The sequence below is a fragment of the Actomonas spartinae genome (assembly GCF_051209155.1).
GTDB lineage: Bacteria > Verrucomicrobiota > Verrucomicrobiia > Opitutales > Opitutaceae > Actomonas.
On sequence record NZ_JBPJGB010000004.1, the window covers coordinates 83,220 to 109,015 of the forward strand.

The window sequence follows — 25,796 nt, forward strand, 5'->3', positions numbered from 1 at the left end:
GCGCGGAGGAATCAGGGATTGTGGTCGATCGGATCCTCGGGTTGCTGGTAGCGCGTGCGGTAGGTCTTGGCCTTCGCTGCGAGGCGCATGAAGCGGTCGAGCGGCACAACCTCCACCTGATCGGAGAGGCTTTCCAGGATGTTGGCGACCTGCTCGATGGTGGTGCGTTCACGCACGTGGATGAGCAGGAAGTAGGGCCGGTTCTGGTTCAGCCGAATGAGTTCCTCAAGGTCTGCGGCGGCCTCCTCGGTAGGCCGGTATACACCGAGATAGTAGTCGTAGCTGAGGAAAGGGCGGTCGTCGCGCAGATCAAAGGTGCGGGCGGAGCCGTAGCCGTTGATGAATCCGAGCACGTCGGGGAATTGTTCGTAATAGCGGTCCACCACTTCCTTGGTGAGGTCGGTGTTGCCGACGTGGCGGTTGCCCTCGGAGTAGTCCATGATCTCCATGATGCGCAGGTCGAGGGTCTGCATGAGCTCGCGCGCGTCGGCCATGAGGGCGGGGAACTTGTCCGCCGGGATCGACTTCGGATACATGTAACCGGGACCGGAAAGGCCGGCCACGAAGTAGTCGTTGGGCGTCTTGTCTTCGTAGAAATATTGGAGCGCGGGCGGGTTCATCCACGACCAGTTCATGAGCACCTGCCAACCGTAGGGGATGCGGCCGCGGCCAGGTTTGGTCCAAGCGCCGATGCCCATCGAATCGGTCGCGAGCGCGGCGACGTAGACCTTCTTTTCCGGCACCAGTTCGGCGTCGGGTTCGACGGTGTGGTTGTTGGTGAAGGTGAAGTCGGGGGTGAGCGGAATCTGCGAGGTGAAGGAGACGTTGGGCAGGTTGTGCAGGCCCTCCATCTTGAGGCCGTAGTTGCCGGTGAGGGTGGTGTGCTGGCCTTCGGTGTCCTTGCCGTAGGAGTGCCACCCGAGCACGATCGAGGCGGGGTTCTGGCCGGCGAGCACGCGATTGAGCAGGGCGAGCTGGCGCGGGTGCTTGGGGTTGGCGGACAGATCGGAGAAAAAGGCCTTTTGCTGCACGCCGAAGTCGGCGATGCCGGGTTTCATGATCTTGCCGTATTCACCGCCGAGGACGACGTAGAAGTCGCGCGAGCAACGCTCGTAGTAGTGGTCGAAGGCCCACTGGTAGATGTCGGCGTCGTCCTGCCCGGTGAATTTGCCGCGAAGGTCGACCTTGATCTCGAGGCCGTGACGGGCGGCGAGGTCGAGCTGGTCCTCGTTGACGACCAAGAGCTCCTCCACGCCGGCGATGGTGAAGGCGACGATGAGCGAGGAACGCACCTCCTGGTCCCACACCACTACCCCTTGGGCGACGTGGGCGAAGTCGGTCAGCGGCTTTTCGAGGTCGCCCAGCTCGTAGCGCTGCCAGTCGATGCCGTGTCGGGTGTGCAGGTAGTCGATGAGGGGACCGGCGATTTCCCACTGCCAGTCGGCGGGGTATTGCAGGTAGATTTGCGGACCGTGCCGATTGGCGAGGCCCTGCAGGGACAGCAAGGTGGCGGTGGCCGGCACGTCGCCCGCCAGTTCCCAATTATTGGAGAGCGGAATGAGAGCGGCGGAGTCCGGAGCGCGTTCCGCGACTTGAATGAGCGGGGCTTTGGCCCAGCCCAGCGAGGCCGGGACCAGCAGGCAAAGCGCGAAAAAAAGACGTCGTAACATCATGGATACAGAAGGGGGCAGGGTTATTCGCCGGAGCGTTCGAAGACGTGGATCACCGGCCGGGGGCGGGTGCTGCGCAGGTCGGTGACGGTGAGGATGCGGCCATCGGGCGAGAGTTGAAACTGGCGCAGGGTGTTGACGGCACGGTCGCCCTGTTGGGTTTCAAGGGTGTAGTCGAGGCTGAGGCGCAGGACCCGGCCGTCGTCGAGCACGGTGGGCGAGACGGTCTGGGTGCCTCCGTGCGGCGCGTAGGCGCCGAGGTGGCGGTTGTCCACCCACCACGCCAGCGGATTGACGGTGGAGGGCGCGGCGAGATCGACCGTGAGCGACTCCACGTGGTTGCGGCGGCCCCATTTAAGGGTGCGTTCAATGGTGAGGGTATGGCCCTCGAGAGAGAGCTGCAGGGTGGCGTTGCGCCACGGGCTGAGGTCGGTGCTGCGACTGGGGATAAATTCCCAAGTGCCGGTCATGCCGGAGGGCAGGTCGGCGGCGCGCAGGGACGACAGCGAGGAAAGGGAAAGGAGGAACGCGAGGATGAGTCCGACGGAACGAGAGAATGAGCGCATGACAGGAGCGTGAAATCGGGGAGGAAAAAAAGCCGGCTCCCGATGAGAGAGCCGGCTTTGATTACAGCTTTACGCGGCCTTCGAAGGTGAAGGGGCGGCTTAGAAGTTCAGCGTGGCGGACGCTGAGATCAGACGGCCTTCCTGAATGCGGTAGAGGAGGCTACCATCCGGGTTGGCGACGAAGGGGATGAGCCCGTCGTGATTCGTCAGGTCCTTGATGTTGAGCTGGAGGTCGAGGGAGCGCTCCTGCTTCAGCGGGTAGGACATGCGGGCGAAGACGTCGACCTGAGTCTGCGACGGCGCGTAGAACGGCTTGTCGATGTCCAGAGCGTAGTCGCCCAGTTCATTGATGCCGACTTCGAAGCCGATGCCGACTTTGTCCTGCCAGCGGAGACCACCACCGACGGTGAGATCACCGAACCACTTCAGGACGCCGGATTCGGCGCGGCCGACATGGTAGCTGGTGTTGAAGGCGAAGCGCCATTCCGCCTGCTCCTTGGCCGGGCTGCCGTCCTGGAGGGCGCCGCGTTGCACGGCCTCCACGATGGCGGTGCGGGCCCGGTCGGCGAGCGTGGTGGTGGCGCCGGCGTCGATGTAGTAGTTCTGCGCGAAGCTGCTGTTCACCCATTGCGGGAGCACGAACTCTTCGACGTAGCGCTGCATCTCCGGGTAGGTGTTGTCGGCGATCGTCTCCTGCTGACCGGCGGTGAAGAGGAGGGTCCACTTCGCGGTCGGGTTGTAGGCGATCTCGATTTCCATACCCTTGGCGGCGAAGTCCTGAGTGCCGGTGTCGGAGGAGTTGCGGGAGGTGGTCGCAGCCGCGGGATTGTTCCAGTCCACCTGGAAGCCGTTGACGGCGATGACGCCGGCCGGGGGCAGGTATTGCTGCACGGTCGAGGCGGTGAAGCCCTGGGCGACGTTGGCCGGGTTGTTCACCTCGCGGGCGAGGCCGAGCAGGATGCCTTCCGTCGCGTTGACGGCGCCGTCTTCGTAGCGACGGTTGACCACGGCGGACTCATACCAGTTGAAACGCGCGGACAGTTTGCCGTCGAGCGCCTCGATGATGAAACCCTTTTCTTCGGTCACACCGGAGGTGGCGCCGACAGGATCGTTGAAGATCGTGACGTTGCCACCGGTCGGGGTGAAGTTGTCGGCTTCACTCTTGTAGACCGAGAGGTTGAACGGCAGACGGTCGCGCAGGAAGGGCGGCGTGTGCAGCATGATCGAGTAGGAGGTCGTCTCGTCATCGGCAGTCACGTCGAGCGGACGCTGCGGACCGGCGAGGTAATCCGGATCGAGGGTGTCGCGGATATCCTGACGGGCGTTGGCCACGCCGATGCCCTTGGAGGCGGCCTTGTCACTACGCCAAGTGCCGGTGAGCACGAGGGTGTTGTCCCAGATGGAGTGCTGACCGATGAAGACCTCGGAATCCACTTCGGTGAGGGTCTTGTTGGCGTGGGACGCAGCCGGCCAGCTGTTGGGCTGGTAGAGCGTGTTCACGACGGAGTCGAAGTTCACGAAGCGGCCCGCGGTGGGGTTCCAGCCGGTGAAGTTCGCCGCGATCGGCACATGGCTCATGTTGGTGCGTTGGCGACCCCATGAAACACCCTGAATGCCGGCTCCCGCGAGGTCGCTGATGGAGTTGATGTTCAGGAAGTTCATGTCGTTCCGCACCGGCAGGGCAAACTCCTGACCGCTGCGCTGCGTGACCGCGTGGTGGCCGGGGAGGTTGGTGTCGATGTCGAACGAATCGACGGGGTCGGCCCGGGCGGAATAGAGCGTCTGGTTGTAGTGGGTGCTCGAGTCGAGCAGGCCGGTGAGGGTGAACTTGCCGAGGGCCTTGGTCACCCAGCTGTCCTCCTTCATGAAGTCGTCGAAGCGGATTTCGGCGAAGCCCTGGAGGCGGACGGAATCACGATCGTTGTAGATGCGATTGCCGCCGGAACCACCACCCATGATCGGGCGACCAAAGGTCGGGTTGGGGATGAGGGGGCCGTTGGCCGATCCATCCGTCGTGGCCAGCATGTAGGCGTTGGGATCGATGTAGATCGTGCGCTGTTGGACACCTTGGAGCGAGTTGTTGCCCATGCTCTCGAAGGTCTGCTCGTTGTAGGTGAACTCGAAGCCGAGACGGTTGTCGAGGTAGGTGCCCTCGAGGCTCGCGGTGTAGTTTTCCCAGTCAACGCGCTGCTGCGCCGTGCCACCGTTGAAGAGGTTCTTACGGTAGTCGAAGATGCTACGATCGGTGATTTGCTTGGACACGAAACCGTTGCTGAAGAACGGAGCCGTGCCGGGGGCCACCGGCGTGCCGTCGGAATAATATCCGGAGCGGCGGATGATCTGAATCTCGTCCCACGCCTTGATGCGCATCCACTGACCGGCGGGAGCGCCGGGGTAGGTGAACCGCTGATCCGAGGGCGGGAGCGCCGCGTCGGCCGGGGTCTGCACAAGGTAATTGTGGCCACCGAAGGTCGGCTCGGGATTCGAAGGATCCTGGTAGAAACGGTAGAGGCCGACGGAGGCACCGCCACCGGAGGAGAGGTGGAGGAAGTTCGAGTTGGCCACCCCCGGGACGAAGGTGCCGGAGCCACGGAACATGGCCGCGCCCATCGCCGGATCATTGGCGATCGGCTTGCCCAGGTTGATCCACGGCGTGATACCGTCATTCGGTGGGATGTAGTCGGGATTGGCGGAGTGGCGGGAAGCGATTTCCGCGTTGGCCCGAGCGGTGAGATTGAACGGCAACTCAACCGTGGCGGCGGCGAACAGACGGTTGTCCTCGAGGAAGGCCTGCTTCTGTTCGTAACCCTTGTCCTCGGAGAGGCCGGCGATGCGGATCGCCGCCTTGTCTCCGATCATTTGGTTGTAGCGCATCGAGTAGCGCAGGGTGCCGTAGTTGTCGGTCTCGAACCGGACGCGGCCGCGATTGCCGAGGAAGTCGGCGCGGATGGTCGCGGCGTTGACGATACCACCGGGGCTACCCAGGCCGTAGAGGGCCGAGTTGGCGCCACGTTGCACATCAACACGGTCGGTGTTGAAGGTGTCGAACGGGATGTTGGTGATGAAGTAATCGCGGGTGAGGTCGGCGCTGGCGAGGCCGCGCACGCGGGTCAGACCGCCACTGGGGTCATCACGTTGCTGTTCCGGAATCGGGTTGGCGCCCTGCGAGCCGGAGTGATTGCCGCCGATACCACCGATTTCGGTGTTGGGCGTGAAGATAAGCACATCTTCGAGGTTCTGGGAACCGGTGTCGCGCAGGAACTCCTCATTGACGATGGAGATGGACGAGCCGATGTCGCGCAGTTCCGTGCGCAGGCGGGTGCCAGCCAGAGTGGAGGTGGCTTGGTAACCAACGTCGTCAGTGCCAGTGACTTCGAAGGGCGACAACACGATGATCTCTTCGTCATCAGTTGGTTCGTTTGTAGCCTGAGCTAACAAACCAGTGGATCCGATCATCGCGCAGGCGGGGATCAGCCACTGTTTGAGGGTGTAACGTCTCATTGTCTTGGTGTCTTGTTTTTTGGGGTGTGGAAATCGGGCCCAAAGCCGAAGCCGCTACGGCAGGACAAGCCGCGGCGGTGCTTCAGACGAAAGGCCAGATGAAAGGGGAAAGAGGGGCAGGTGATGGGGATGGAGGGGGAGAAAGTGCGACCGCAGCTCTACTCGTCGTAGGCGGGGCGCAGGGTGGGGGAAATGGCGATGCCGATGCGGCCGGGGGTTTCGTTGTTTTCGATGCGCCACACCAACTGATCGATGACCTTCCGCACCAAGGTCGACAGGTTGATGTCGATGGCGGCGGGATGGTGCTCAAGGTTGTTGTAGATCATCGGATTGAAGTTCCCGAGGATGACATCGAAGTCCTTGCGGGGCTGCAGTCCGGCCGTGCGCAGGGCACGGAAGAACGCGCCGGCGAAGTGATCGACGGGAATGTAGAGTCCGGTGGGGCGGGGCTTTTGGGTGGTGAGCCGCTTGACCAGTTGTTCGGTCTCACTGTTGAGCGGGGCGATTTCGAGATAGCTGACACCGGGTGTATTCTCTCCGAGGATACTGTGCGCCTTGAGTCCCAGTTCCTTGGCGCGGTCCATGAAGGCGCGCACGCGTCGGACGTTGGCACTGTAGCTCGGGTCGGTGGTGAGCACCGCGACAGAGGTGTGGCCTTTGGCTGCGAGGTAGTCTGCCGCCATGCGGCCGTTCTCTTCGTTGTTCGGCTCCACGTAGTCGCCGGGGAAGTCGTCCGAGCGGCGGGTCATGAACCACACGCAGGGAATATGCCGCAGCTTGGTCATCACGGCGGGAGCGGGCTCCATGCCCTGAATGATCACGCCATCCAGTTTCTCCTCGATGAGGGCGCGGGGCAGCTCGGCGGGGGAGTTGGAGAAGATCATCTTGAGATCGACCCGGCTCATGGTGCCACCGTCGCGAATGTCGGCCATGCGCTCCTGAAACCAGTTCAGGGAAGGGTTGTCGGCCTTGGCGCCCACGAACCAAACGCCGAGCGTGAGGGCGGTGGGTTTCCGCGTCTTCGGGCCGCGGCGACGATTGAGCGGCGCCGGGGTGTAGTCGTGTTTCTTCATCACCGCTCGAATGCGCGCGAGGCTTTCGGGCGCGACGATGTCGGGCTGGTTGATGGCGCGCGATACGGTCGAGGGGGATACGCAGGCCTGTTTGGCGATTTCAGCGAGCAACATTATGAAAGCAGTAATGAAATTTCATTAAAATATTGATGAAAGAACCCCTGATTGGTCAAGCTGATTTCACCGATGATTTGTGGTCGTTCAGCGCACGGGTGGTGGTTTTCCATATTCGCCTGAGCTCTTTCAGGCAGCGCACGGTGTCGGACCAAATCGATGGATTGGTGCTGAGATGGTAACCTTCGGTGGCCCCGAGTTCAGGGCAGATCCAGAGGGCGGGGCGGGGCTGCGGGCCCTGCAGCCAGAGGGTGAAGAGCTGTCCGAGAAATTGCTCGTAGTGGCGGAACTCGGGGGTGAGCTGACCGCGGTGGTTGGTGACTGGAATTTGAGCATGCTGTCCGTTGAATGGGCGGCAGTGCATCAGTTTGGATTCCTGGATTTCATGCGGCCAGGCCAACAGGCGTTGACTGAAGTTTTCGGGCAGCAGGTGTTTCATGACGGCGAAGTGAGAGAAGTCCCAGGTGGTGGGCAGTCGTCGGCGGGTGAGCTTCCGGTAGTGGCGTCTGATCTCGTCGTATTTTTCGGGAGTTTCCGTGGCCGTGTCGCGGTGGGTTTCCACTTGGATGGTGACGCCCAAGCTTTCACCGTAGGCGACCATGGCGGCGGTGGCTTCGGCGGCCCGCTGCGGCGCACTGTCGTGCACACCGAGATGCACATTGATGAGGTCCACTCCCAGGTCGGCCTGGCGTCTCAGGCTGGGTTTCCAGCCGCCGAATGTTCGACCGTCGAGGCGTCCAATCACGCGAAGACCCAAGGCGTGTGCGGCGCGAGCCGTGGTTTCGTCGAGCACATCATGCACGCCGTCGAATCCGGCGGCAGCCATGGCTTCAAGTTTGCGGGAGGCGGTCCACTCGCGCTTGGCGGTGGGGTGGCCGTGGAGCGTCCAGAGGGTGGAGCAAAAGCGTGGCGGAGGGGAGGCGGGAGAAATTTTCATGGGAATTGTCTGAAATAACATGAAAGTATTGCTTGGTGAAGTTGAACATGCCAAGTCGGGATCGTGCCCCCAGTGAAGTCTTTTACCCCTGCATGGTTCCCTGTCTGCATTCCCCGTCGGCTCCATCGAGTCGCTTCTGACCTGCAGGTTGGCGGAGGCCGCGTTTCGGCATGAAAACGTCGAATGCTCCCGAGGGAAACGAGCTGCCGTTTCGGCGCGACGCGGCGTGGATCTGGTCGCGCGAAGGCACCTATGCGCAACTGCCGGCGGGCGAGGGTTCGCCGTCCCATTATGAGGTGCGCCGTTTTCGTCGCACGTGGGAACTGCCGACCGCGGAGGCGACCCGGGCTTTGGTGCACGTGAGCGCCGACAGTCGCTTCATCCTCTATTGCAACGGGCGCTTGGTGGGGCGCGGCCCGGCCAAGGGAGATGTGCATCATCAGTTTTACGACACCTTCGACCTGGGGCCGTGGCTCGTCACCGGGGTCAATGTCCTCGCGGCGTTGGTGTGGGACATGTCCAGCGTGGCACATCGGCCGCATCAGCTCGGCGCGCCCTGTTCGGTGATGACCGATGCCGGGGGCTTTCTGCTCGAGGGTGCCGTCACGTGGTCAAGTGGCGAGGTCGTGCTGGACACTGGGCACGAGGGTTGGCGGGTGGCAGTTGATCGGGCGCATCGTTTTCAGAATGCGGGCACGCGGTTCGAAGGTTACCACGGTTACTTTGAGGAGCGGATCGACGCGGAGATTCCGGTCGGCTGGCTCGACGCCGGTTTCGACGATGGGGAATGGGAGGCCGCCACGGTGTTGTATCGGGCCGAGCGCCGCGAAGATCGGCGGGATCCGGCCAGTCCCTACGGGCTCCTGCCACGGATCATTCCGCAATTGGAAGAGGGACCGTTGACCGCGTTCGCGGACGGTTTCCGGCCCGGCGGCGCCGAGCTTTCGGCGGAATGGCGGACGGTGTTGTCCCTCACTTCGGGCGGGCTCGAAATTCCGCCGCATACCCGGTGCGAGTTGATTTTGGATACGGGAGAGCTGACGTCAGGTTTTCCGCATCTGGCCGGAGAGGGGGGGGCGGGAGCCTGCGTGCAACTCACCTACGCCGAAGCCCTGCGGCTGCCGTGGGACACCCCGGGGGCGACCCTGTTGGGCGAGGAACAGCCTTTGGAGAACCTCGCCTCGCATTTTGCGGACGAGAAGACGGGTTGGACCTTTGACCGCCGCGGGGCGATTCACGGTTGGTCCGATTTTTGGCGTCCCGCCGGAGGCACGGCGGAGTTTGAACCCCTGCACTGGCGAGCCTTCCGTTACGTGGGTCTGCGCATTGAAACCGGTGCCGCCCCCCTGCGCTTGAACCAGGTGGCCTTTCGGTATTCAGCCTACCCTTACGACGTGCGGGCGGAGTTTGCCTGTTCTGACCCGCGGTTGGATCAGGTGTGGGACAAGGGCCTTCGCACCATGCGGCTATGCTCGCACGAGACTTTTGAGGACTGTCCGCACTACGAGCAGATGCAGTATGCGGGCGACACCATGATCACCTCGCACCTCGGGTTGCTCACCACGGGCGACGCGCGGTTGAGCCGGCAGGCCATGTTGCAGTTTGACTGGTCGCGGATTCCCGAGGGACTGACCCAAAGTCGATATCCCTCGCGCTTGCTACAGGTGATCCCCTCGTGGTCCTTGCATTGGATCACGGCGGTGCGCGACTACGGTTTGTGCAGCGGGGATCTTGAGCTCGTGGCGGAAGTGCTGCCGGGCATGCGGGCGGTGGTGGATTGGTTTCGCCGTCACGCGGATGAGCGGGGCCTGCCGGCGCGACTGCCTTATTGGAATATCACGGATTGGTGTCCCTGGTGGCCACGCGGCGTGGTGCCGGGGGCGGACTCGGGACCGACCTGTATCATTTCGGCCCAATACATTCAGGCGCTGGCCGAAATGGGCGAAATGAGCGAATGGCTGGGGCGCAACGAGGAAGCTGCGGCGTGGCGGAGTGAAGCCGCGCGTCTGCGTGGCGTGCTGCACGATACCTTCTGGTCCGAAGAGGAAGGCCTTTATTTTGACCGACCGGGCGGCCCCGAGGTCAGCCAATATGGCAACGCGTGGGCGGTGGCTTGCGGAGCGGCCAAGCCGGAGATCACCGCGCGAATGCGCGCCCGGTTCCCCGATGATCCCAAGCTTGCGCCCGGGTCCTTCTTTTCCTGGCACACGACGTTCCGGGCCATGCGGGCGATGGGAACCTATGATCGCATGACGGATTATCTGGGACCGTGGCATGAATCCATCGAGCTCGGACTGGACACCTTTGTGGAGGAGAACAGCTACTGGCGTTCGCTGTGCCATGCCTGGAGTGCGCATCCGGTCCTCGAATTCTTGCGGCACGTGCTGGGGGTGCAGGCGACGGCGCCGGGTTTTGCCCGGGTGCGGATTGAGCCGCAGCGCTGCGGTCTGGAGTGGGCGCGGGGTCGGGTCTGCACGCCACATGGTTTTGTGGCGGTCGATTGGCGGATGGAGAACGGCGGGTTCCGAATCGAGGTGAATACCCCCGAGAACGTGCCGACCGAAATCCTGCTGCCGGACGGCTCGACGCATCACAGTCCGGGAGGTCGTTGGGCCCGCGTCGTGGAGGACTTGGCGTGAGCGGATCATTGACTTTGCGCGAGGCGAAACCCGGCGCCCTTACCATTGGACGGGAAGGGGCCGGCGACCTGTGGACCTACGGCTTTGAGCCGGGCACGCCGGCGAATGAATCGCCCCGGCCCTTCGTGCATCCGCTGTATTCAATTCACGGAGACATCCTGACCAACTGGCGCCCCAACGATCATCCCTGGCACCATGGCTTGAGCTTTACCCTCACGGTCGTGGATGGCGTTAATTTCTGGGGTGGTCCGTCGCATCGGACGGAAGATGGATACCAATGGCGGGACGACCACGGCCGCCAGTTGCACGTGTCTTGGCTGGAGCGTTCGCCGGACCGGTTGGTGGAAAACCTGCATTGGTGCACGCCCCGGTCGGACGAGACGGTGATCGTCGAGGAACAGCGCACCTTCGTCACCGATCTGCGGGAGGACGGATGGACCCTGCGTTGGCGCAGCCAGCTGCACAACCCGACGCGGCGGGATCTCGTCTGTCACAATTACCACAGTTTGGGGGGCTTGAAAGGATCCCATTATTCCGGTCTGCAGTTTCGCGGCGCCCGCGGGCTACTGGACCAACACGGTGATGCGGCGATCGGACTCAGGGGCGAGCAGGACCACCGTGAGCTTGCGGAATTACACGGGAAGCCGGCGCGTTGGCTGGAGTGGCATGCGCAACATGATGGTTCATTGCGGCGCACGCGGATTCGTTTCGAATCACTTTCCGGCCCGATGCCTTGGTTCGTTCGTCCAAACGATCCGCTGGTCGCCTTTTCGCCCCACGACAACGAACCCTGGGTGTTGCCGGCGGGCGAAACCCGGGAACTCGATCATCTCCTGCATTTCCTTACCGCATGAGCCTGAGCCGAAAATCATTCCTGCGCTTGCTCGGTGGCGGCGCGGCCGGCCTCGGTCTCGGCCGGGTGTGGGCGGCGGCGCCCGCGGAGATGTGGCCGGAATTGCCCGCGTTTGGCGGGGCCCTGGACGCTGACTTTTGGGCAGCGGTGCGCGGTGCCTATCGGATCGAGCCGGGGTTTCATTATCTCAATTCCGGCGGGCTCGGCCCAAGTGTGGAAAGTGTCCGCTCCGCGGTCAGCGCAATGAAGGCTCAACTGGCGCGGCGGGTAGAAAGCGGCCACGACCACTTTGCGTCCGCGCGGGACGTCGCCGCGCCGTTCCTCGGTTGTGCTGCGGAGGAAATCGCTTTTGTGCGCAACGCAACCGAAGCGAATGGTATCATTGCGGGCGGACTGCAATTGGAGCCGGGCGACGAGGTGATTTTTGAATCGCACGCGCACCCCGGCGGTTCCTTTCCCTGGCTGCTGCAAGCGCAGCGTCGGGGCGTGGCGGTCCGTTTGTTTGAGCCGGATCCCGAATCGGTGGAGGGGAACCTCGAGCGTATCCGAGAACTGATGACAAGCCGCACTCGCGTGGTGCAGGTTTCGCACGTCACGGCACCGACCGGAATCCTGATGCCCGTCGCGGACATCGCCCGCCTGTGTCAGGAGCGCGGGATATGGTTCCACGTCGATGGTGCCCAGTCCGCCGGCATGTTTCCGTTCAGTCTTCACGAAATCGGTTGTGATTCCTACGCGACGAGCGGCCACAAGTGGCTGGGCGCGCCGCATGAGACCGGCATCCTGATGGTGAAGCGAACGCGCTTGGATGAAGTGACGCCCTCGATGGTGGGCGCCTACTCGGGCGAAGTTGAATCGCTCCCCGGCGCACTGAACTTTTATCCCGGCGCTGCGCGGTTTGAATACGGCACACGGGACGTGAGCAAGGTGGTGGGACTCACGGGCGCGATCCACTGGCAGGAGCGGGTGGGGCGTGAGCGGATCGGACTCCACGGCCGGGCGCTGGTGGAAAGGTTGCGCGCCGCCCTGCAAACGGTGTCAGATCTCGAGATCCTCACTCCGGCCGAGGGGCCCTTGGCTGCGTCGATGCTGACGTTTCGCAGCCCGCGCCTCAACTATCGCGAGTTATTCGGACGTTTGTTAAACCAGCATCAGATGCGGTGCCGTCCGGTGTCGGAGCAGGGGCTCGATGCGGTGCGCGTGTCCTGCCACCTCTTCAACCATGCGGCCGAGATCGATCAACTGGCTGATGCGATTCGGACCGAATTGAGCGCCGCTTAAGCTGATGTGGGATTCACGCTCAGTCTGCCACTTCCGCGATCATCGCGATTTCCACCACGACCCCGAGGGGCAGGGTGTTGACGCCGATGGCGGTGCGGGTGTGACGACCGGCGTCGCCCAGGACGGCGACCAGCAGGTCGGAACAGCCGTTGATCACGGTAGGCTGCGCAGTGAAATCATCGTCACTGGTCACGAAGCCCTCGACGCGGACGATCCGTTTCACTTTGGCGAGCTCACCCACTTCGCTTTTCAAGCTGGCCAGCAAGGCCAGGGCGGTGCGCTCGGCGGCGGCGCGAGCATCCTCCACGCTCATGCTCGACGGCACGCGGCCGGTAATCGGCTGGCCCTCGGTGTCGCGGGGAATGTGACCCGCGAGATAGACCAGGTTGCCGGTGCGAACGACGGAGACGTAGTTGGCCACCGGCGCGGCGACCGCGGGCAACTCCATTTTCAAGTCGGCCAATTTTTCCTCCGGCGTCGCTCCCGCCAGCGCGACCGCCGTCCAAACCATTCCCCCTGAAAACAACCCCAACCAAGTGCGTAGCTTCATGTTATTCAGCGCAGTCTTTCCGCCGAACCACGGCAACCTCATAACCCCTTTCAGTGGCTTTCGTTCGCGCTGTGGGCTGCGCTGGCTGGCGCTGCTGCTGGCGAGCGCGGTCATGCTCACGGCGGCGCAACCCGCCTTCGATTTCTACATCTGTGCGAATGTAAATCGCAACTACGTGATCGGATCGCGCATCGAAACCACCAACGGATTGTTCCGGCTGGATGATGATGGGACGTGGCGCCATTTCGGCGTGAACGACACCACGATCAATGCGTTGGCCTTCGATCCGCGGGATCGGGCTGTGATCTACACGACTTCACTCAACGGCATCTGGCGGAGTGTCGACGGCGGCGAGTCCTGGCGGATGACCAACAGCTGGGACATGACCGAAGGGCGCGACGTGGCGGTCGATCCGCACGCGCCGGATCACGTCTACCTCGCGTTGCCGGACGGTGTCGCGGTATCCACGGATCGGGGACTGAGCTGGGAACGTCGCGAGAACGGTCTGCCGGACCGCGGCAAATACACTCAGGCCATCAGTGTCGATCGCACCACGGCGGGCAGGGTGCTCGCGGGTTGCGAAAAGGGCATCTTTTTGACCGAGGATGCCGGCGGCGTGTGGCGCCGGGTGCTGCCGACGGCGACCACGGTCAACGACCTCGAACAGTCACCGCACGACCCGCTGCATTGGTTGGCCGGCACCGACACCCACGGCGCTTGGTCCTCGCGGGACGGGGGCCTCTCTTGGCAGCCCCTGACCGGACTTCCGATCAGGAGCGCGATCTACAACGTCACCTTCGATCACACCCACCCGCAACGCCTCGCGATCGCGACCTGGTCCGATGGCATTTGGACCAGTGAAGACGGCGGAAACACGTGGGTGGATCGCAATGCCGGGCTGCCGGCGAATCCACGGGTTTATCGGGTCGGCGTGAACCCCAACACGGGGCGCCTCTACGCCAGCGTGTTCAAGGAGGCGTTGTATCACTCCGACGACTTTGGTCGCACCTGGGAGGCCGACGAGCTGGCCGGCTCACTCGTGCATTACTTTGTCTCCGTTCCTCGGAACCAACCCTGATTTACCCCATGTTCCGCATCCCCTTTTTCAAATCCCTTTGGGTCGCGCTCCTGGCAGGAACCGGCACGTTCGCGCCGCTCGCGGCTCAGCCCTCCCATGAAGCGCCTCCGCCCTCCCGTGAGGTGCAGGAACTGCCGGCGGCGCGTCGCGCGGCTTACCTGGCGCGGGCTCAGGAGGTCGTCGATTGGCGCATCGGCAATCGCTATGATCCCGACGATCTGTCGAAATTGGACATGTCCGCCATCGCCATGCTCCTGCAGCGCGGGGAGCACCTCGAGGCCTGTAATCAGCGGGTGATCGAAATGATGCAGGAACCGGGCACCGGACCGTTTTGGATGTTTCCGACGGCCATCGTTTCCTTTGCCGGCCGGGAGCACCTTTCGCCGGAGGCCAAGGCGGCGATCCGCAACGCGTGGCGCAACACCCGCCAACTGCGGGGGGATACCGAAAACCATTGGGTGATGTATCACACGGCGCTTTATTTGACGGCGCAGCTTTATGCCGGCGATGGGCCGGAGACCTGGGCCAATGGCCTGAGTTCAACCGAAAACCTCGAGGAGGCGCGCGGGTGGTTGCTCGATTGGATGGAACTCACCACGACGATCGGGCAGGGGGAATACAACCCCACGCACTACATCGGAGAATACGCGATTCCCATGATCATGCTGGTCGCGTGGGCGGAGGATCCGGCCATGCAGCAACGAGGACGGATGATGCTCGATTGGATCTTCGCCGAGCTGGCCAATGTGACCCTTGAGGGCGTGTTGCGCGGACCGAATTCGCGCACCGATGACCGTTCGGTGACGGAACGCTGGTATGCCTTGGCGACCTATTTTTCCTGGCAGTTGTTCGGCAACACGCCGCCGCCGCCCGGTTATGGCGGCTGGGGCAACTACTTCGCGTTGTTGGCGCCCAACTACGACGTGCCCGAGGTGGTTTACCGCATCGCGGTCGACCGGGAGCAGGACATCCTGCAGCACGATCGCGCGCGCTCGCGTCGGATCTGGCGCTACAGCGACGTGCACATGCGCCCGATCTACAAGACTCAGTATCTGCGGCGGGACTACGCCGTCGGTTCCAATCAGGGCGGGGTCAGTGATCCGATTCAGGGACACGCCTGGGATGTGACGTGGCGCGAGGAGGATCCGCGCGGCAAGCACCCCACCATGTTTTCCATGCACCCACATTCGTCGGGGCGCATCATGCAGATGTTTTTCTGCACCTACCCGGAACCGATGCCGGAAGGGGTGACCTTTGAGGCGAAACCGTCCTACATCTCCACCGACAAGGTGCTCGGTATTTCGCCCTACGAACAGGTGGTGCAGAGCCTCGATACCGTGATCGCGCTCTATGATATCCCGCCCGGGGAGGACTACCCGCAGGTGAACGGCTTTTTCTCCAAGGATCTGGTCGACGTCACCGAAGATGCCTCGGGCTGGATCTTTGCCCGCGGCGGCGAAGCCTACCTGGCTTACCGGCCGCTGGCGGACTACACGTGGGTGGATCACGTGCTGTATCCAGTCACCCGTGACCCGACGAGTCGCACACCATCCGGCAGCCGCGTGCTGACCAGTCCTCACGCTCAGAACGGCACCATCGTGCAGGCGGCGAGCGTCGACGAGTTCGCCAGCTTCGCCGACTTCCAACAGGCGATCCGTGAGCTGCCGCTGCGTTTCTCGCTGAGTCCGCATCCCACCGTGGACTTCACCTCGCTGCGCGGACATCGCCTGCAGGCCACCTACGGTGAGACTCCGCGTATCGACGGCGAGCCGGTGGACTACGACGGCTGGAAATTGTTCGAAGGCACCCACCTCAACAGCGACCTGGGTAGCCGCGTTCTGACGATCAGCCACGGTGCCCTCGAGCGAGTGTTGGATTTTAACACCCTTTCGATCATCGATCGCGTGCGGGACTGAACGATCATGCCGACCCCAACCGCGTTGCCGCTGCCAGCCGTCCGATTCACCGGCGGATTATGGGCGGAGCGGATCGAGTGTGTCGGCCGGGTGACCTTGCCGCGCCAGTGGCAGGCCTTGAATGACCAGATCCCGGGGGCACCGCCCAGCGGCGCGGTGCGCAATCTGCGCATCGCGGCCGGATGGGAGGAGGGCGAACACCAAGGTTTGTGTTTCCAGGATTCCGATCTGGCCAAGTGGACCGAAGCCGCGAGCTACCGCTTGGCCATCGAGCCTGACGGTGAGCTGCAGCGAGCGGTGGATGAAGTCGTCGCGCTGTATCAAGCCGCGCAGGACGACGACGGCTACCTGCACACCTACCATCAGCTCAAGGCGCCCGATTCCCGCTGGAGTAATCTGCGCGATTTGCACGAGTTATATTGTGCCGGTCATCTGATTGAAGCGGCGGTCGCGCACCACGTGGCCACGGGGCGGCGGGAGCTGCTGGCCGTGGGGATTCGTTTTGCGGACCTGTTGGTGCGCACCTTTGGTCCGGCGCCGCACCAGAACCATGGTTACCCGGGACATCCGGAGGTGGAACTTGCATTGGTGCGGCTGGCCCACGTGACCGGAGAGGACAGCTACCTCGATCTGGCGGAGTTCTTCATCCGTGAGCGAGGGCGGGAATCGCCGTCGTATTTTGAACAGGAAGCGCGTCTGCGGGCCGAGGCCGTGCCGCCGATCTATGTGCATGGCGACGGGCAGGCGTATTGGCAGGCGCACCAGGCTCCACCGGACCAAGATGAGCCGCGCGGGCATGCGGTGCGGGCGATGTATTTGTATGCGGCGATGACGGACCTCGCCCGTGAGCGCGGTGATGCGGCCTTGGCCGCGCGGTGTCGGCACTTGTGGGAGGAGATGGTGGCGCGTCACCTGTATGTCATCGGTGGCGTAGGCAGTGACGGTCCGGGCGGGGAGAAGTTTTCCGCGCCCTACGACCTGCCGGACGACCGTGCATACGCGGAAACCTGCGCGGCCATTGGTCTCGTGATGTGGGCGCGTCGGCTGCTCGATCTGGAACTCGACGCGCGCTACACGGACGTGATGCACCGGGCGCTCTACAACAACGTCTTGGCCGGGCTCTCGCGGGACGGTTGCCATTACTTTTACGTCAACCCCCTGGCGGTCACCCCGCCGGAAACGCACCGGCGCTACGACTGTCGGATGGTGAAAACGCAGCGGGTGCCCTGGTTCGGCTGCGCCTGCTGCCCGCCCAACGTGGCGCGGGTGCTGAGCTCGCTCGGGCAGTATGCGGTGAGTCGCACCGACTCCGGGTTGGCGTTGCACCTTTTTGCGGCGTTCGTGGTCAACTGGGACGCGTGGCAACTCAGCATGCGCACCGACTACCCGTGGAGTGGAACCGTCGCAATCGAAGTTAAAGCGGCACCGGAGCAGCCGGCCGAGCTGGCCTGGCTGGCCGCCGGTGCAGACTGGTCGATCAACGGCGAACCCCTCACGACAACGCCGGAGCGCGGCTACCTTCGGCTCGTGCGTCGCTGGCAGGCGGGCGATACGCTGCAGGCGGAGTTGCCCCTGCCGATCGAGCGCCTCCGCGCGCACCCGGCGGTCACCGCCGCGGCGGGTAGAATCGCCCTGCAACGTGGCCCGTTGGTCTACGCGGTGGAGCAGGCTGATCATGGTCCGGCCCTGGCGACGCTCGGGGTCGCGCGCACCGCGGACTTGGCGGCTGAGTTTGACACGGACTTGCTCGGCGGAGTGACCGTCATCACCGGCGAAGCCCGCCGGGTGGAGCCATCAGATGTGCTTTACTCCAACTTGGCAGAGCCGGCGACGAAGACCGAAACCCTGCGCGCGGTGCCTTACGCGTGGTGGGGGCATCGTGGTGAAGGCGAAATGAGAATATGGATACGCGATTACAATACTTGAGCCGCCTTGCGGTGGCGGTCCTGCTGGGATGCGGCGGTTTGCGGGCGGAGCTCACGCCCGACGCGGCGGAAGCGCAGGTGCAAGCCGACGATGTGCCGGTGGCCTTCCTGCGTGACTTGTGCGACGACCATGGGGGGCGCCTTTCCGGCTCGGCCGCAAATGCGGCCGCGCTGGACGACTTGGAGCAGACCCTGCGCGAGATGGGATTCAATCCCACGCGCGATTGGTTCGAGATGCCCGGGTGGGAACGCGGACCGGACCGCGTTCACATGGTCGAGCCGGCGCAGCGCGAAATGCGGGCCATCGCCCTCGGTTACGTTGGACCGAGTGAGCAACACACCGGACCGGTGATCGATTTCGGTTCTGGCGCGGCGGAGGATTTCGACCGGGAAATTCCGCCGGGCGCGATCGGACTATTTGGCCCGTCGTCTTCCGGGCGTCCGAACGAAGTCACCGCGCGCGCGCTGGCGCATGGCTTGGCCGGACTGTTGATGATCAATCGCGTGGGCGGGGGCCAGGTGTTGGCTCGCACGGGCGGGTTTCATGGTGAGCCGCTTCCCTTGCCGGTGTTTTCCATCACCCAGGAGGAAGGTTTCTGGATGCGGCGCCGCCTGGAGCGCGACGAGCCGGTCGAGGTTTCGATCGAAGTGCGCTCGCGTCGCCTGCCGCCGCAGCGCCTCGCCAACCTGCACCTGCGTTTTCCGGGGAAGTCGGCCGACACGATCGTGGTCGGCGCGCACTTCGACAGCTGGGATTTGGGGCAGGGGGCGATGGACAACGGACTGGGCATCGCGCAACTGCTGGCGCTCGCCCGCGTGTTGCAGGGACAGTCCCTGGAGCGATCGGTGGAACTGATTTGGTTCAACGGCGAGGAGCAGGGCCTGTGGGGCTCGCGCCACGCCGTGGCGCAAATTCGCGATGAACCGAACGCCGCTCCGATCCTCATGCTCAACCTCGACATGGTGGGGGTGCCGATTGGCGTGAATGCGTTGGGCGACGATGACCTGGTGCCGGCGTTGCAACGTTGGCACGAGGGGCGCGGGGTGGATCGCGCGCTGGAAAAGGGCGTGGAGAACAAGCCATGGATCGCCAGCGACCATACGCCCTACCAACTGGCCGGGGTGCGGGCGGTCACCTTCAATGCGCCGATTCCCGCCGACTCTGTGCGCTACTACCACGATTTTGGTGACACCTATGACAAACTCACGCCGGAGCTGATTCGGGAATCCGCCGCCATGGTGGCGTCATTGGTGGTGGCTTTGGCCAACGACCCCGACCTGCCGCTGGGGCTGCGCGCACCCGAGGTTACTCAGCAATTGTTTCTCGAGGCCAAACTCGACGGGCGCCTGCGCGCGGTCGGGTTATGGCCCTTTAGTGAACCCAATCCTTGAACTTATGATCCGCTCTCTACGCATGACCCTAGGCCTTCTCACCAGCACCGTCGCCCTGCAAGCCGAGCCCGATTGGCTCACGTCGCCGGAGGCGTCGGTGTTGGCGGTCGGTGGCTCGATGATGAATGGCAATCACTTCGCTGACGACACCCTGCCCATGATGCGGGAGCATTACGCGGGCACCAAGACGGTCGCGTTGATTTTGCACGCCTCGCACCCCGAGGACCGTGATCGCATGGAGCGGCGGTTGCAGGAGGCCTTCATGCACCTCGGTGGTCAGGAGGCGTTTTCACTGCATCGGTTCGACACCGCGGAAGCCAACCGTCGACTCGCCGCGGCCGATGCGATCTTCGTGGGTGGAGGCGACACTTTTTGGCTGCTGCGCGAGCTCTATGCCACCGGACAACTGGGCATCATTCGCCAGCGCGTGCTGGAAGGCGCGCCGTATGCCGGCAGCAGTGCGGGCGCCAATATCGCCGGCGTGGTGATCGGCGCGACCAACGATTTTCCGGTCACCGACGTGCCGAGCCGTCGTTCGCTGGCGATTCTGCCGTTCGTCATCAATCCGCATCACCCGCGCGCGGATGATCAGCCGGCGCACGACAGCCGTGCCTGGAAAATCCGCAATTACCTGCGCTTCAATCCGAGCGAACGCGTGATTGCGCTGGGTGACCGCGCCATGGTGCGGCTGCACGCGGGCCAGCTGACGACCGCGCTGGGTCCGTTGTGGGACTACGTCCCGGGCGAAACGACCGCGACGGAAACCGGTCAGACCCTGCCGTTGTTACCCGCCCCGAAGTCGTAGCGCAGTTCCCACTCCCGGCTCTCGCCCGGCTGCAGGGCGAGGGTTTGGTAGGGCTCGATGGAGAAGGTGTGTCCATTGATCCACACGGGACACTCGCTGGGCGCAAACGTCGTCGAAAAGCGGATACCGCCGGCCAGGCGCGGATGGGCGATGGTTGCGTCCAGTGGGGCGCCGGTCGGCAGATTGAGCAGCGCAAAGGCCCCGTCGTCCTTGCCCTCATGGGCGCGGTCGGGGCGCAACGTCGCCGCGGCATCGACGGAGAAACCCGCAGCGCCGTCCGCCAATGCGGTGCCCGCTGGCAACTGCACCTGGATCAATCGATCGGCGTCGAGCGTGAAGAAGGGATGGGCGAACCACTGCAGGTTGAGCGGCACCGGGCCGGTGTTGGTGAGGCGACTGAAACTGCGCAGGGCGCGCCCCTGCAGGCTGATCCGGCGCAGCACGGAGCAGGCAAAACCGGCCGCCGCCTGCTCGGTCCGGAACTCAGCGCTCGTGGGTTTGAGCGCGAGATGCCAGATGCACGGCTGAGTGATGACGACCTGGCCGTCTTGCCGTCCGAGGGTGCCGGCGCCTGGCGCCAGACCTTCACTGCCATCGGCATTCCACAGCAGCGGGCGGCCGTCGCGCGTGCGCTCACGAAACGACTCGGGCAGGCCGTGGCCGTTGAAGGGGTCGGGTTTAGGTTCGGGACCTTCGGGGCCACTCAGGAGCGGTCCGGCTTGGGCATCGTGCACCTGCCAGATGTAAGCGCCGGTGCAGAAGCGCGGACCGAGTCGATCGGCCTCGGTGGTCGGATCAAGCAGCTCGATCCGCAACTCGGCGTTGGTGAGATGAAGCATCACCGGCGACGGAGCTGGGCAGGGCGATCAGCGGGGCCGCTTAGGCGGCGCCACTCCGCCATGCAGTTTGGCGTAGAACGGATCGTCGGGGCCGATCGATCCGCGGGCGACGGGTTGATCGGTGAAGGCCGATTTGTAGATCGCGGTCAGCAACTCGAGCGTGCGCTGGGCTTCGTTGCCGGACGAACGCGGGCACATCCCGCGATCCATGTCGCGGATGAAGTCATTCAACTGCGCGCCGTGGGTGGAACCGACATCGGGCGGGAAACTCTGCCACGCCTGTAACAACGAATCGTCCTGCGCGGGCGGGGCGAGGGTGAGTTTCCAGTTGTCGCGATTGTAGCCGTAGAGGTGCGTGAGCTCGACGGTGGCCTTTTGGTAATCGAGGCGGATGTAGGTTTCCTGCCGCGGGCTGAGCGCGCTGTTGACGATGGAGCCATAGGCGCCGTTGGCGAAGCGCACGAGGGCCATCGAAACGTCTTCGACCTCGATGTCGCGATCGAGGGTGCCGGCCATGGCGCGCACCTCCTCCCATTCGCCGAAGAGATCGAGAAAATGGTCCATCGCATGGATGCCGAGCCCCATGGTGGGGCCGCCGAGTTCGGTTTCCCAACGACCGCGCCAAGGCACGGCGTAGTAGGCGGCGTCGCGATACCAGAGGGTGTTGCACACGCCGACAAGCGGGCGGCCGAGCTGGCCGGCGGCGGCGAGGCGCTTGAGGTGGAGGTTCGAGGATGCGAACCGCATCTGAAACACACAGGCGGTGTAGCAACCGGTGCGGCGCTCGGCGTCGCGAATGCGCTCGAACTCGGCGAGCGAGCCGCACAAGGGTTTCTCACACAGCACCCAGGCGCCGGATTCCATGGCCTCGATGCTCATGGCGGCGTGGGTGCCGGGCGGGGTGGCGATGAGGACGATGTCAGGACCGACCTCCTTCAGCATGGCCGAGTAGTCGGTGTAGGCGGAGGGAACGTTGGCGCGCTCACAGAAGGACTGAACGCGTTCGGCCTCGAGGTCGACCGCGGCAACGAGTTCGACGCGACCTTCGGTGGTTTCAACCGCCCGGAGATGGGCTTCGCAAATGGAGCCGGTGCCGACGAGCACCGCGCGGTAGGTCTTGGACATGGGAGATCAGTTAGAGCTGCTGGAAACGGGAACGGAGGAACGCTGGGGAGTGAAGACGGTGAGGCCAGTCAGATTCTGCGTTGGCGCTGGAAAGAAGTAGGACGCGATGTAACCGACGATCATGCAGGCCGCGATCGCGGCGGGGTTGAGCAGAATCGGACTGAGGACGGGCCGTAGCAGCACGGCGGTGGCGATACTGGCGGCGGTGCCGATGAGCGCGCCCTGCCAGTTGGTGCGGCGGCTGAAGAGCCCGAGCGCATAGGTGCCAGCGAACCCGCCGCCGAGAATGGCGGTGAGTTGCAGCATCGCATCGAACATGGACTTGATGTCGAAGAAGGTGAACAGCACGGCGCAGGCGGTCGCGATGATGCCGGAGAGAATGGTCACAAGGTAGGCCAGGCGCAGGCTCAGGCGCGGGGAGGCGTTCTTCACCAAGCGCTCGTAGAAGTCGACGGAGGTGAGGGTGGCCACGCTGTTGAGTCCGCTGGAGAGCGTGGACATGGAGGCGGCGAACAAGCCGGCGATGATGAGGCCGGTGATGCCGATGGGCAGTTCGGCGGCGATGAAGACAGGGAAGGTCGCGTCGGTGTCGATGAGCGGATTCAGTTGGCCGGGGTGGGTCTTGTAGAAGCCGTAGAGCGCGGTGCCGATGGCGTAGAAGAGGAAGCTGCCGGGAATGACGATGGCGGCGAGGGTGAGCACGGAGCGGCGGGCACTCTTGTCGTCGCGCGTGGCCAGCACGCGCTGCATCATGATCTGTTCCTTCGGCCAGGTCGGAACATCGGTGAGGACCACCAGAATGATTGCCCACACGGTGGGCGTGGTGAAGCTCCAGGAGAAATCGAAGATCTGCGCCTTGCGGTCGGCGGCGGCGATCGAGATGAGTTCGCTGACGCCGCCGTCCATGCCGTTGATCATGTAGCCGATGGCAAAGAGCGCGCCGCCGATCATCACGACGACTTGGATCACATCGGTCCAAATGACAGCCTTCATGCCACCCACGAGAGTGTAGAGCGTCGTCACGATGCCCATGAGAACGATGCACAGCACGACGTTGGCCCCGGTGACACTGGCAATCGCCAGCGCCGGCAGGTAGAGCACGACACTCAGGCGGCCCACCAGCTGGAACAGAATGGTGAGCGCGCTGCTCATCAGCCGGATCGAGGGATGAAAGCGAATTTCGAGAAAGTGGTAGATCGACGTCAGGTTCAGACGGCGCACGACCGGGATGATCTTGTAGGCGACGTAGAGCAGGCCGAACACGCCGATGCATTGCTGGGCGAGGTAGAGCCAGTTGGTCGAGAACGAGAGCGCCGGGATGGCGATGAAACTGATCGCCGAGGTGCCGGTCGCGTAGAGGCTCAGGCCGGCGGCCCACCACGGCACGTCACGGCCGGCGAGAAAGTAATCCTCGGTCGAGTTTTTGCCGCGCTTCTCCTTGTTGTAGCAATACCAACCGACCCCCAGCATCGCGAGGAGGTAAAGCGCGATCACGATCCAGTCGAAGACGGGCAGGGATTTTTTGGTCTGCACCACTTCGAGGCGAAAGACCGCCGGCCCGGTGGGGGAATCGATGGTCAGCAGAAAACCACGGGCCATGGGTTGCAGTTGGCTGAGCGAACCGGATAGGGGGACGCTGCCGACGCGAGCCCACGTGTCGGTGATGATGTGGTAATAATACAGCGTGAGTTCGCCGTTGGGTTCGGGAGTCGCGATCAGCCGGAAGGCTTGCCCCGATGGGGCGACCGCATCTTGGAACGCCGGAGCGGGCGCGGCCTGGTGTCCGTCGGGTAGCGGCTCACTGGGCAACAACTCGGCCTGCAGCGCGGCGGGATCGTCAACCGGAGTCAACTGCAGGGAGACCATTTCGGCCGTGCCGGTGGCATGGGCGCCGAGCGCGCTGAGGAGAAGAAGCAGAAACAGGGAAACGCGGCGAATCGCGGAAGGCATGGTGGGGAAACCGGGGGAATGTATCCGCGAGTTGGTGACTCGCGGCAGGGGGGGATGGGGGTGAAATTCCCGGCTTTGCCGAATATCACAAGTCATTTATTATCATGAAATTTCATAACAATGTTAGCTACTGAAAATACGGGAATTATGGAACCCATTGACCCAAAAAAAACGCCGCCCGGTCAGGGGCGGCGGTGAAATTTCTCAGTCGACGGCAGAGCGAACGGCAGGCGCGCGGTCGCCGGTCTCCGGAGGTGCTGAAACTATGAATACATCGCGCGAATCTTGGCACCGGTGAGGCGCTGCTCCGGCGGCAGAGTGTGCGGCGTGCGACCGCCGTGGGTCTCGACCAATTCCGCGAAGTGGCGGCGGGTGGAGGCGACGAATTCCTCGACCGGTTGATCGTGCCCGCAGACTTCCATGATGACCGGTAGCCAGCGGTGGCCGTAGCGCACGTGGTTCTGTTCGTCGTTGCGGTCAAAGGCGAGGAGCGTGTCGGCTTCGAAGTCGTTCAACTCGCGGACCCGATCCATGATGTGGGCCTTGGTCGGGAAGCTGCCGGCCTCGAACTCCATCGTCATCATGGCGTAGCGCTCGGCGGGCGGCATCTGCAGCAGGATGTGGTAGAGATCGAGCGAGTGTTCGACCGTCATCAGGTCGATGCCGTGTTTCGGCAGTTGGCGGAAACCGAACTGGCTGTGCCGCGATTCGTCCCAGAGATGGCGGGCGAGATCGTGGTGAAGGTCGAAGGGCGCCGTGGGCGTCTCGATGAAAACGGTCGCGAGATAGTCGACGGCATCGAGTTCCATCATGAGCCAAATGTAGATCATGATGCGAATGATGCGGGCGTCGGTCTTGGGATCCTCGAGCCAGTCGCGCACGATGGGCGCCACGTTGTCGGCGCTTTGCTCAAAAACGCTGGAGCAGAGTGGATAGGGACCGCGGTTGCAGGTCTCGGGGTGGCGATAGGGTTCGCTCACGTGACGCCACACGAAATCGGTCGGAAAGGCGGACGGTTGGGCGAGGGAAGCAAGCGCGGCGGCGAGGTGTTCGCACCACGCGGAGATTTCGTCGGAACCCTCCAGCCACGGGCGCATTTCGTCGGCATGACGTTCCTCGTCGCCAATGAACTCCTCGACGAGATTGCGTGAGGGCCAATCGGCGAGGTGGTGGGTCGCCTCCAAATAATGGCGGTAGGCCGCCAGCAGGTGCGGTTTGATGACGCGATAGAATCCCGCCAGGGCGGCGGCGGGCGATGGGGCGACGGCGGCTTCCTGGAAAAACTGCCAGACGGCGGGACTGATCGATTCGTCGGAGCCGAAGCCGCTCAGTTCGCGACCGCGTTCGCGCAGGAACCGGGCGTGCCCCGCGCTTTCCCAGACGTGTTGGCAAACCAGATACTTCAGTTCGGGTTCACCGACGCGCGGCACGAGCGTCGTGGCGGTGGCGATGAAACCGCGTTCGAGTTCGAAGAGCTGGCGTTGCAGGCGAGCCATTTCCTGCACGGCGGCCATGCGGCCGGTGGCACTGCGCGCCGCTGTGGTGGCGGCGGAAGAAGAGGATTTGGGGGCGACCATGGGTG

General features: G+C 63.7%; 18 protein-coding genes. 8 read left to right on the forward strand and 10 right to left on the reverse strand.

The window, feature by feature from the left end; genetic code table 11:
• Positions 1-11 precede the first annotated feature (11 nt).
• The 5 genes from AC0MRV_RS17250 to AC0MRV_RS17270 all read right to left on the reverse strand — a co-directional run bounded on the left by AC0MRV_RS17250 (position 12) and on the right by AC0MRV_RS17270 (position 7,861).
• Positions 12-1,673 carry a GxGYxYP domain-containing protein gene (locus tag AC0MRV_RS17250; protein WP_472765750.1) on the reverse strand — a complete coding sequence of 554 codons (1,662 nt, stop codon included), beginning with the start codon at positions 1,671-1,673 and terminating at the stop codon, positions 12-14.
• Positions 1,674-1,693: 20 nt separating this feature from the next.
• Positions 1,694-2,236, reverse strand: coding sequence for a hypothetical protein (locus AC0MRV_RS17255; protein WP_472765751.1), 543 nt, complete (start codon positions 2,234-2,236; stop codon positions 1,694-1,696).
• Positions 2,237-2,335: 99 nt separating this feature from the next.
• A complete protein-coding gene (locus tag AC0MRV_RS17260) occupies positions 2,336-5,692 on the reverse strand; it encodes a TonB-dependent receptor plug domain-containing protein (protein WP_472765752.1) in 3,357 nt (1,118 codons plus the stop codon).
• Between the two features lie 203 nt (positions 5,693-5,895).
• Complete coding sequence (locus AC0MRV_RS17265) at positions 5,896-6,924, reverse strand: LacI family DNA-binding transcriptional regulator (protein WP_472765753.1); 1,029 nt, start codon at positions 6,922-6,924, stop codon at positions 5,896-5,898.
• Between the two features lie 55 nt (positions 6,925-6,979).
• A complete protein-coding gene (locus AC0MRV_RS17270) occupies positions 6,980-7,861 on the reverse strand; it encodes a sugar phosphate isomerase/epimerase family protein (RefSeq protein ID WP_472765754.1) in 882 nt (293 codons plus the stop codon).
• Positions 7,862-8,031: 170 nt separating this feature from the next.
• Here AC0MRV_RS17270 and AC0MRV_RS17275 point away from each other — a divergent pair, with 170 nt between their 5' ends.
• Genes AC0MRV_RS17275 through AC0MRV_RS17285 form a run of 3 tightly spaced genes read left to right on the forward strand, consistent with a single transcriptional unit; the run spans position 8,032 to position 12,634 of the window.
• Positions 8,032-10,500 carry an alpha-L-rhamnosidase-related protein gene (locus AC0MRV_RS17275; RefSeq protein WP_472765755.1) on the forward strand — a complete coding sequence of 823 codons (2,469 nt, stop codon included), beginning with the start codon at positions 8,032-8,034 and terminating at the stop codon, positions 10,498-10,500.
• Positions 10,497-11,354, forward strand: coding sequence for a DUF6807 family protein (locus AC0MRV_RS17280; protein ID WP_472765756.1), 858 nt, complete (start codon positions 10,497-10,499; stop codon positions 11,352-11,354). Before AC0MRV_RS17275 ends, AC0MRV_RS17280 begins: the two co-directional genes overlap by 4 nt.
• Entirely contained in the window at positions 11,351-12,634 is a 1,284-nt protein-coding gene (locus AC0MRV_RS17285) for an aminotransferase class V-fold PLP-dependent enzyme (protein WP_472765757.1), read from the forward strand. The genes AC0MRV_RS17280 and AC0MRV_RS17285 overlap by 4 nt, the downstream gene beginning before the upstream one ends.
• A 19-nt stretch (positions 12,635-12,653) precedes the next feature.
• Here AC0MRV_RS17285 and AC0MRV_RS17290 read toward each other — a convergent pair whose 3' ends face one another.
• On the reverse strand, positions 12,654-13,184 hold the full coding sequence (locus tag AC0MRV_RS17290; RefSeq protein WP_472765758.1) for a RidA family protein: 531 nt from the start codon (positions 13,182-13,184) through the stop codon (positions 12,654-12,656).
• On the opposite strand from AC0MRV_RS17290, the gene AC0MRV_RS17295 reads away from it, so the two are divergent.
• The 5 genes from AC0MRV_RS17295 to AC0MRV_RS17315 are packed head-to-tail and all read left to right on the forward strand — an operon-like array spanning position 13,183 to position 20,300.
• Complete coding sequence (locus AC0MRV_RS17295) at positions 13,183-14,262, forward strand: WD40/YVTN/BNR-like repeat-containing protein (protein ID WP_472765759.1); 1,080 nt, start codon at positions 13,183-13,185, stop codon at positions 14,260-14,262. The genes AC0MRV_RS17290 and AC0MRV_RS17295 overlap by 2 nt on opposite strands.
• 8 nt (positions 14,263-14,270) lie before the next feature.
• Positions 14,271-16,178 (forward strand): hypothetical protein, encoded by a 1,908-nt coding sequence (locus AC0MRV_RS17300; protein ID WP_472765760.1) that lies wholly within the window; start codon positions 14,271-14,273, stop codon positions 16,176-16,178.
• Positions 16,179-16,184: 6 nt separating this feature from the next.
• The gene (locus AC0MRV_RS17305; RefSeq protein ID WP_472765761.1) at positions 16,185-18,104 is read left to right on the forward strand and encodes a glycoside hydrolase family 127 protein; all 1,920 of its coding nucleotides are present in this window, start codon (positions 16,185-16,187) and stop codon (positions 18,102-18,104) included.
• A complete protein-coding gene (locus AC0MRV_RS17310) occupies positions 18,101-19,495 on the forward strand; it encodes a M28 family peptidase (protein ID WP_472765762.1) in 1,395 nt (464 codons plus the stop codon). Before AC0MRV_RS17305 ends, AC0MRV_RS17310 begins: the two co-directional genes overlap by 4 nt.
• Positions 19,496-19,517: 22 nt before the next feature.
• Complete coding sequence (locus tag AC0MRV_RS17315; RefSeq protein WP_472765763.1) at positions 19,518-20,300, forward strand: Type 1 glutamine amidotransferase-like domain-containing protein; 783 nt, start codon at positions 19,518-19,520, stop codon at positions 20,298-20,300.
• Here the strand turns inward: AC0MRV_RS17315 and AC0MRV_RS17320 are convergent.
• From AC0MRV_RS17320 to AC0MRV_RS17335, 4 genes are all read right to left on the reverse strand, one after another.
• Entirely contained in the window at positions 20,264-21,139 is an 876-nt protein-coding gene (locus AC0MRV_RS17320) for an aldose epimerase family protein (RefSeq protein WP_472765764.1), read from the reverse strand. The genes AC0MRV_RS17315 and AC0MRV_RS17320 overlap by 37 nt on opposite strands.
• Before the next feature lie 27 nt (positions 21,140-21,166).
• A complete protein-coding gene (locus AC0MRV_RS17325) occupies positions 21,167-22,264 on the reverse strand; it encodes a Gfo/Idh/MocA family protein (RefSeq protein WP_472765765.1) in 1,098 nt (365 codons plus the stop codon).
• Between the two features lie 6 nt (positions 22,265-22,270).
• Positions 22,271-24,214: a sodium:solute symporter family protein gene (locus AC0MRV_RS17330; protein ID WP_472765766.1), complete on the reverse strand. Its 1,944-nt coding sequence runs from the start codon at positions 24,212-24,214 to the stop codon at positions 22,271-22,273.
• A 263-nt stretch (positions 24,215-24,477) separates the two neighbouring features.
• Positions 24,478-25,791: a DUF455 family protein gene (locus AC0MRV_RS17335; protein ID WP_472765767.1), complete on the reverse strand. Its 1,314-nt coding sequence runs from the start codon at positions 25,789-25,791 to the stop codon at positions 24,478-24,480.
• Between the last annotated feature and the right edge of the window lie 5 nt (positions 25,792-25,796).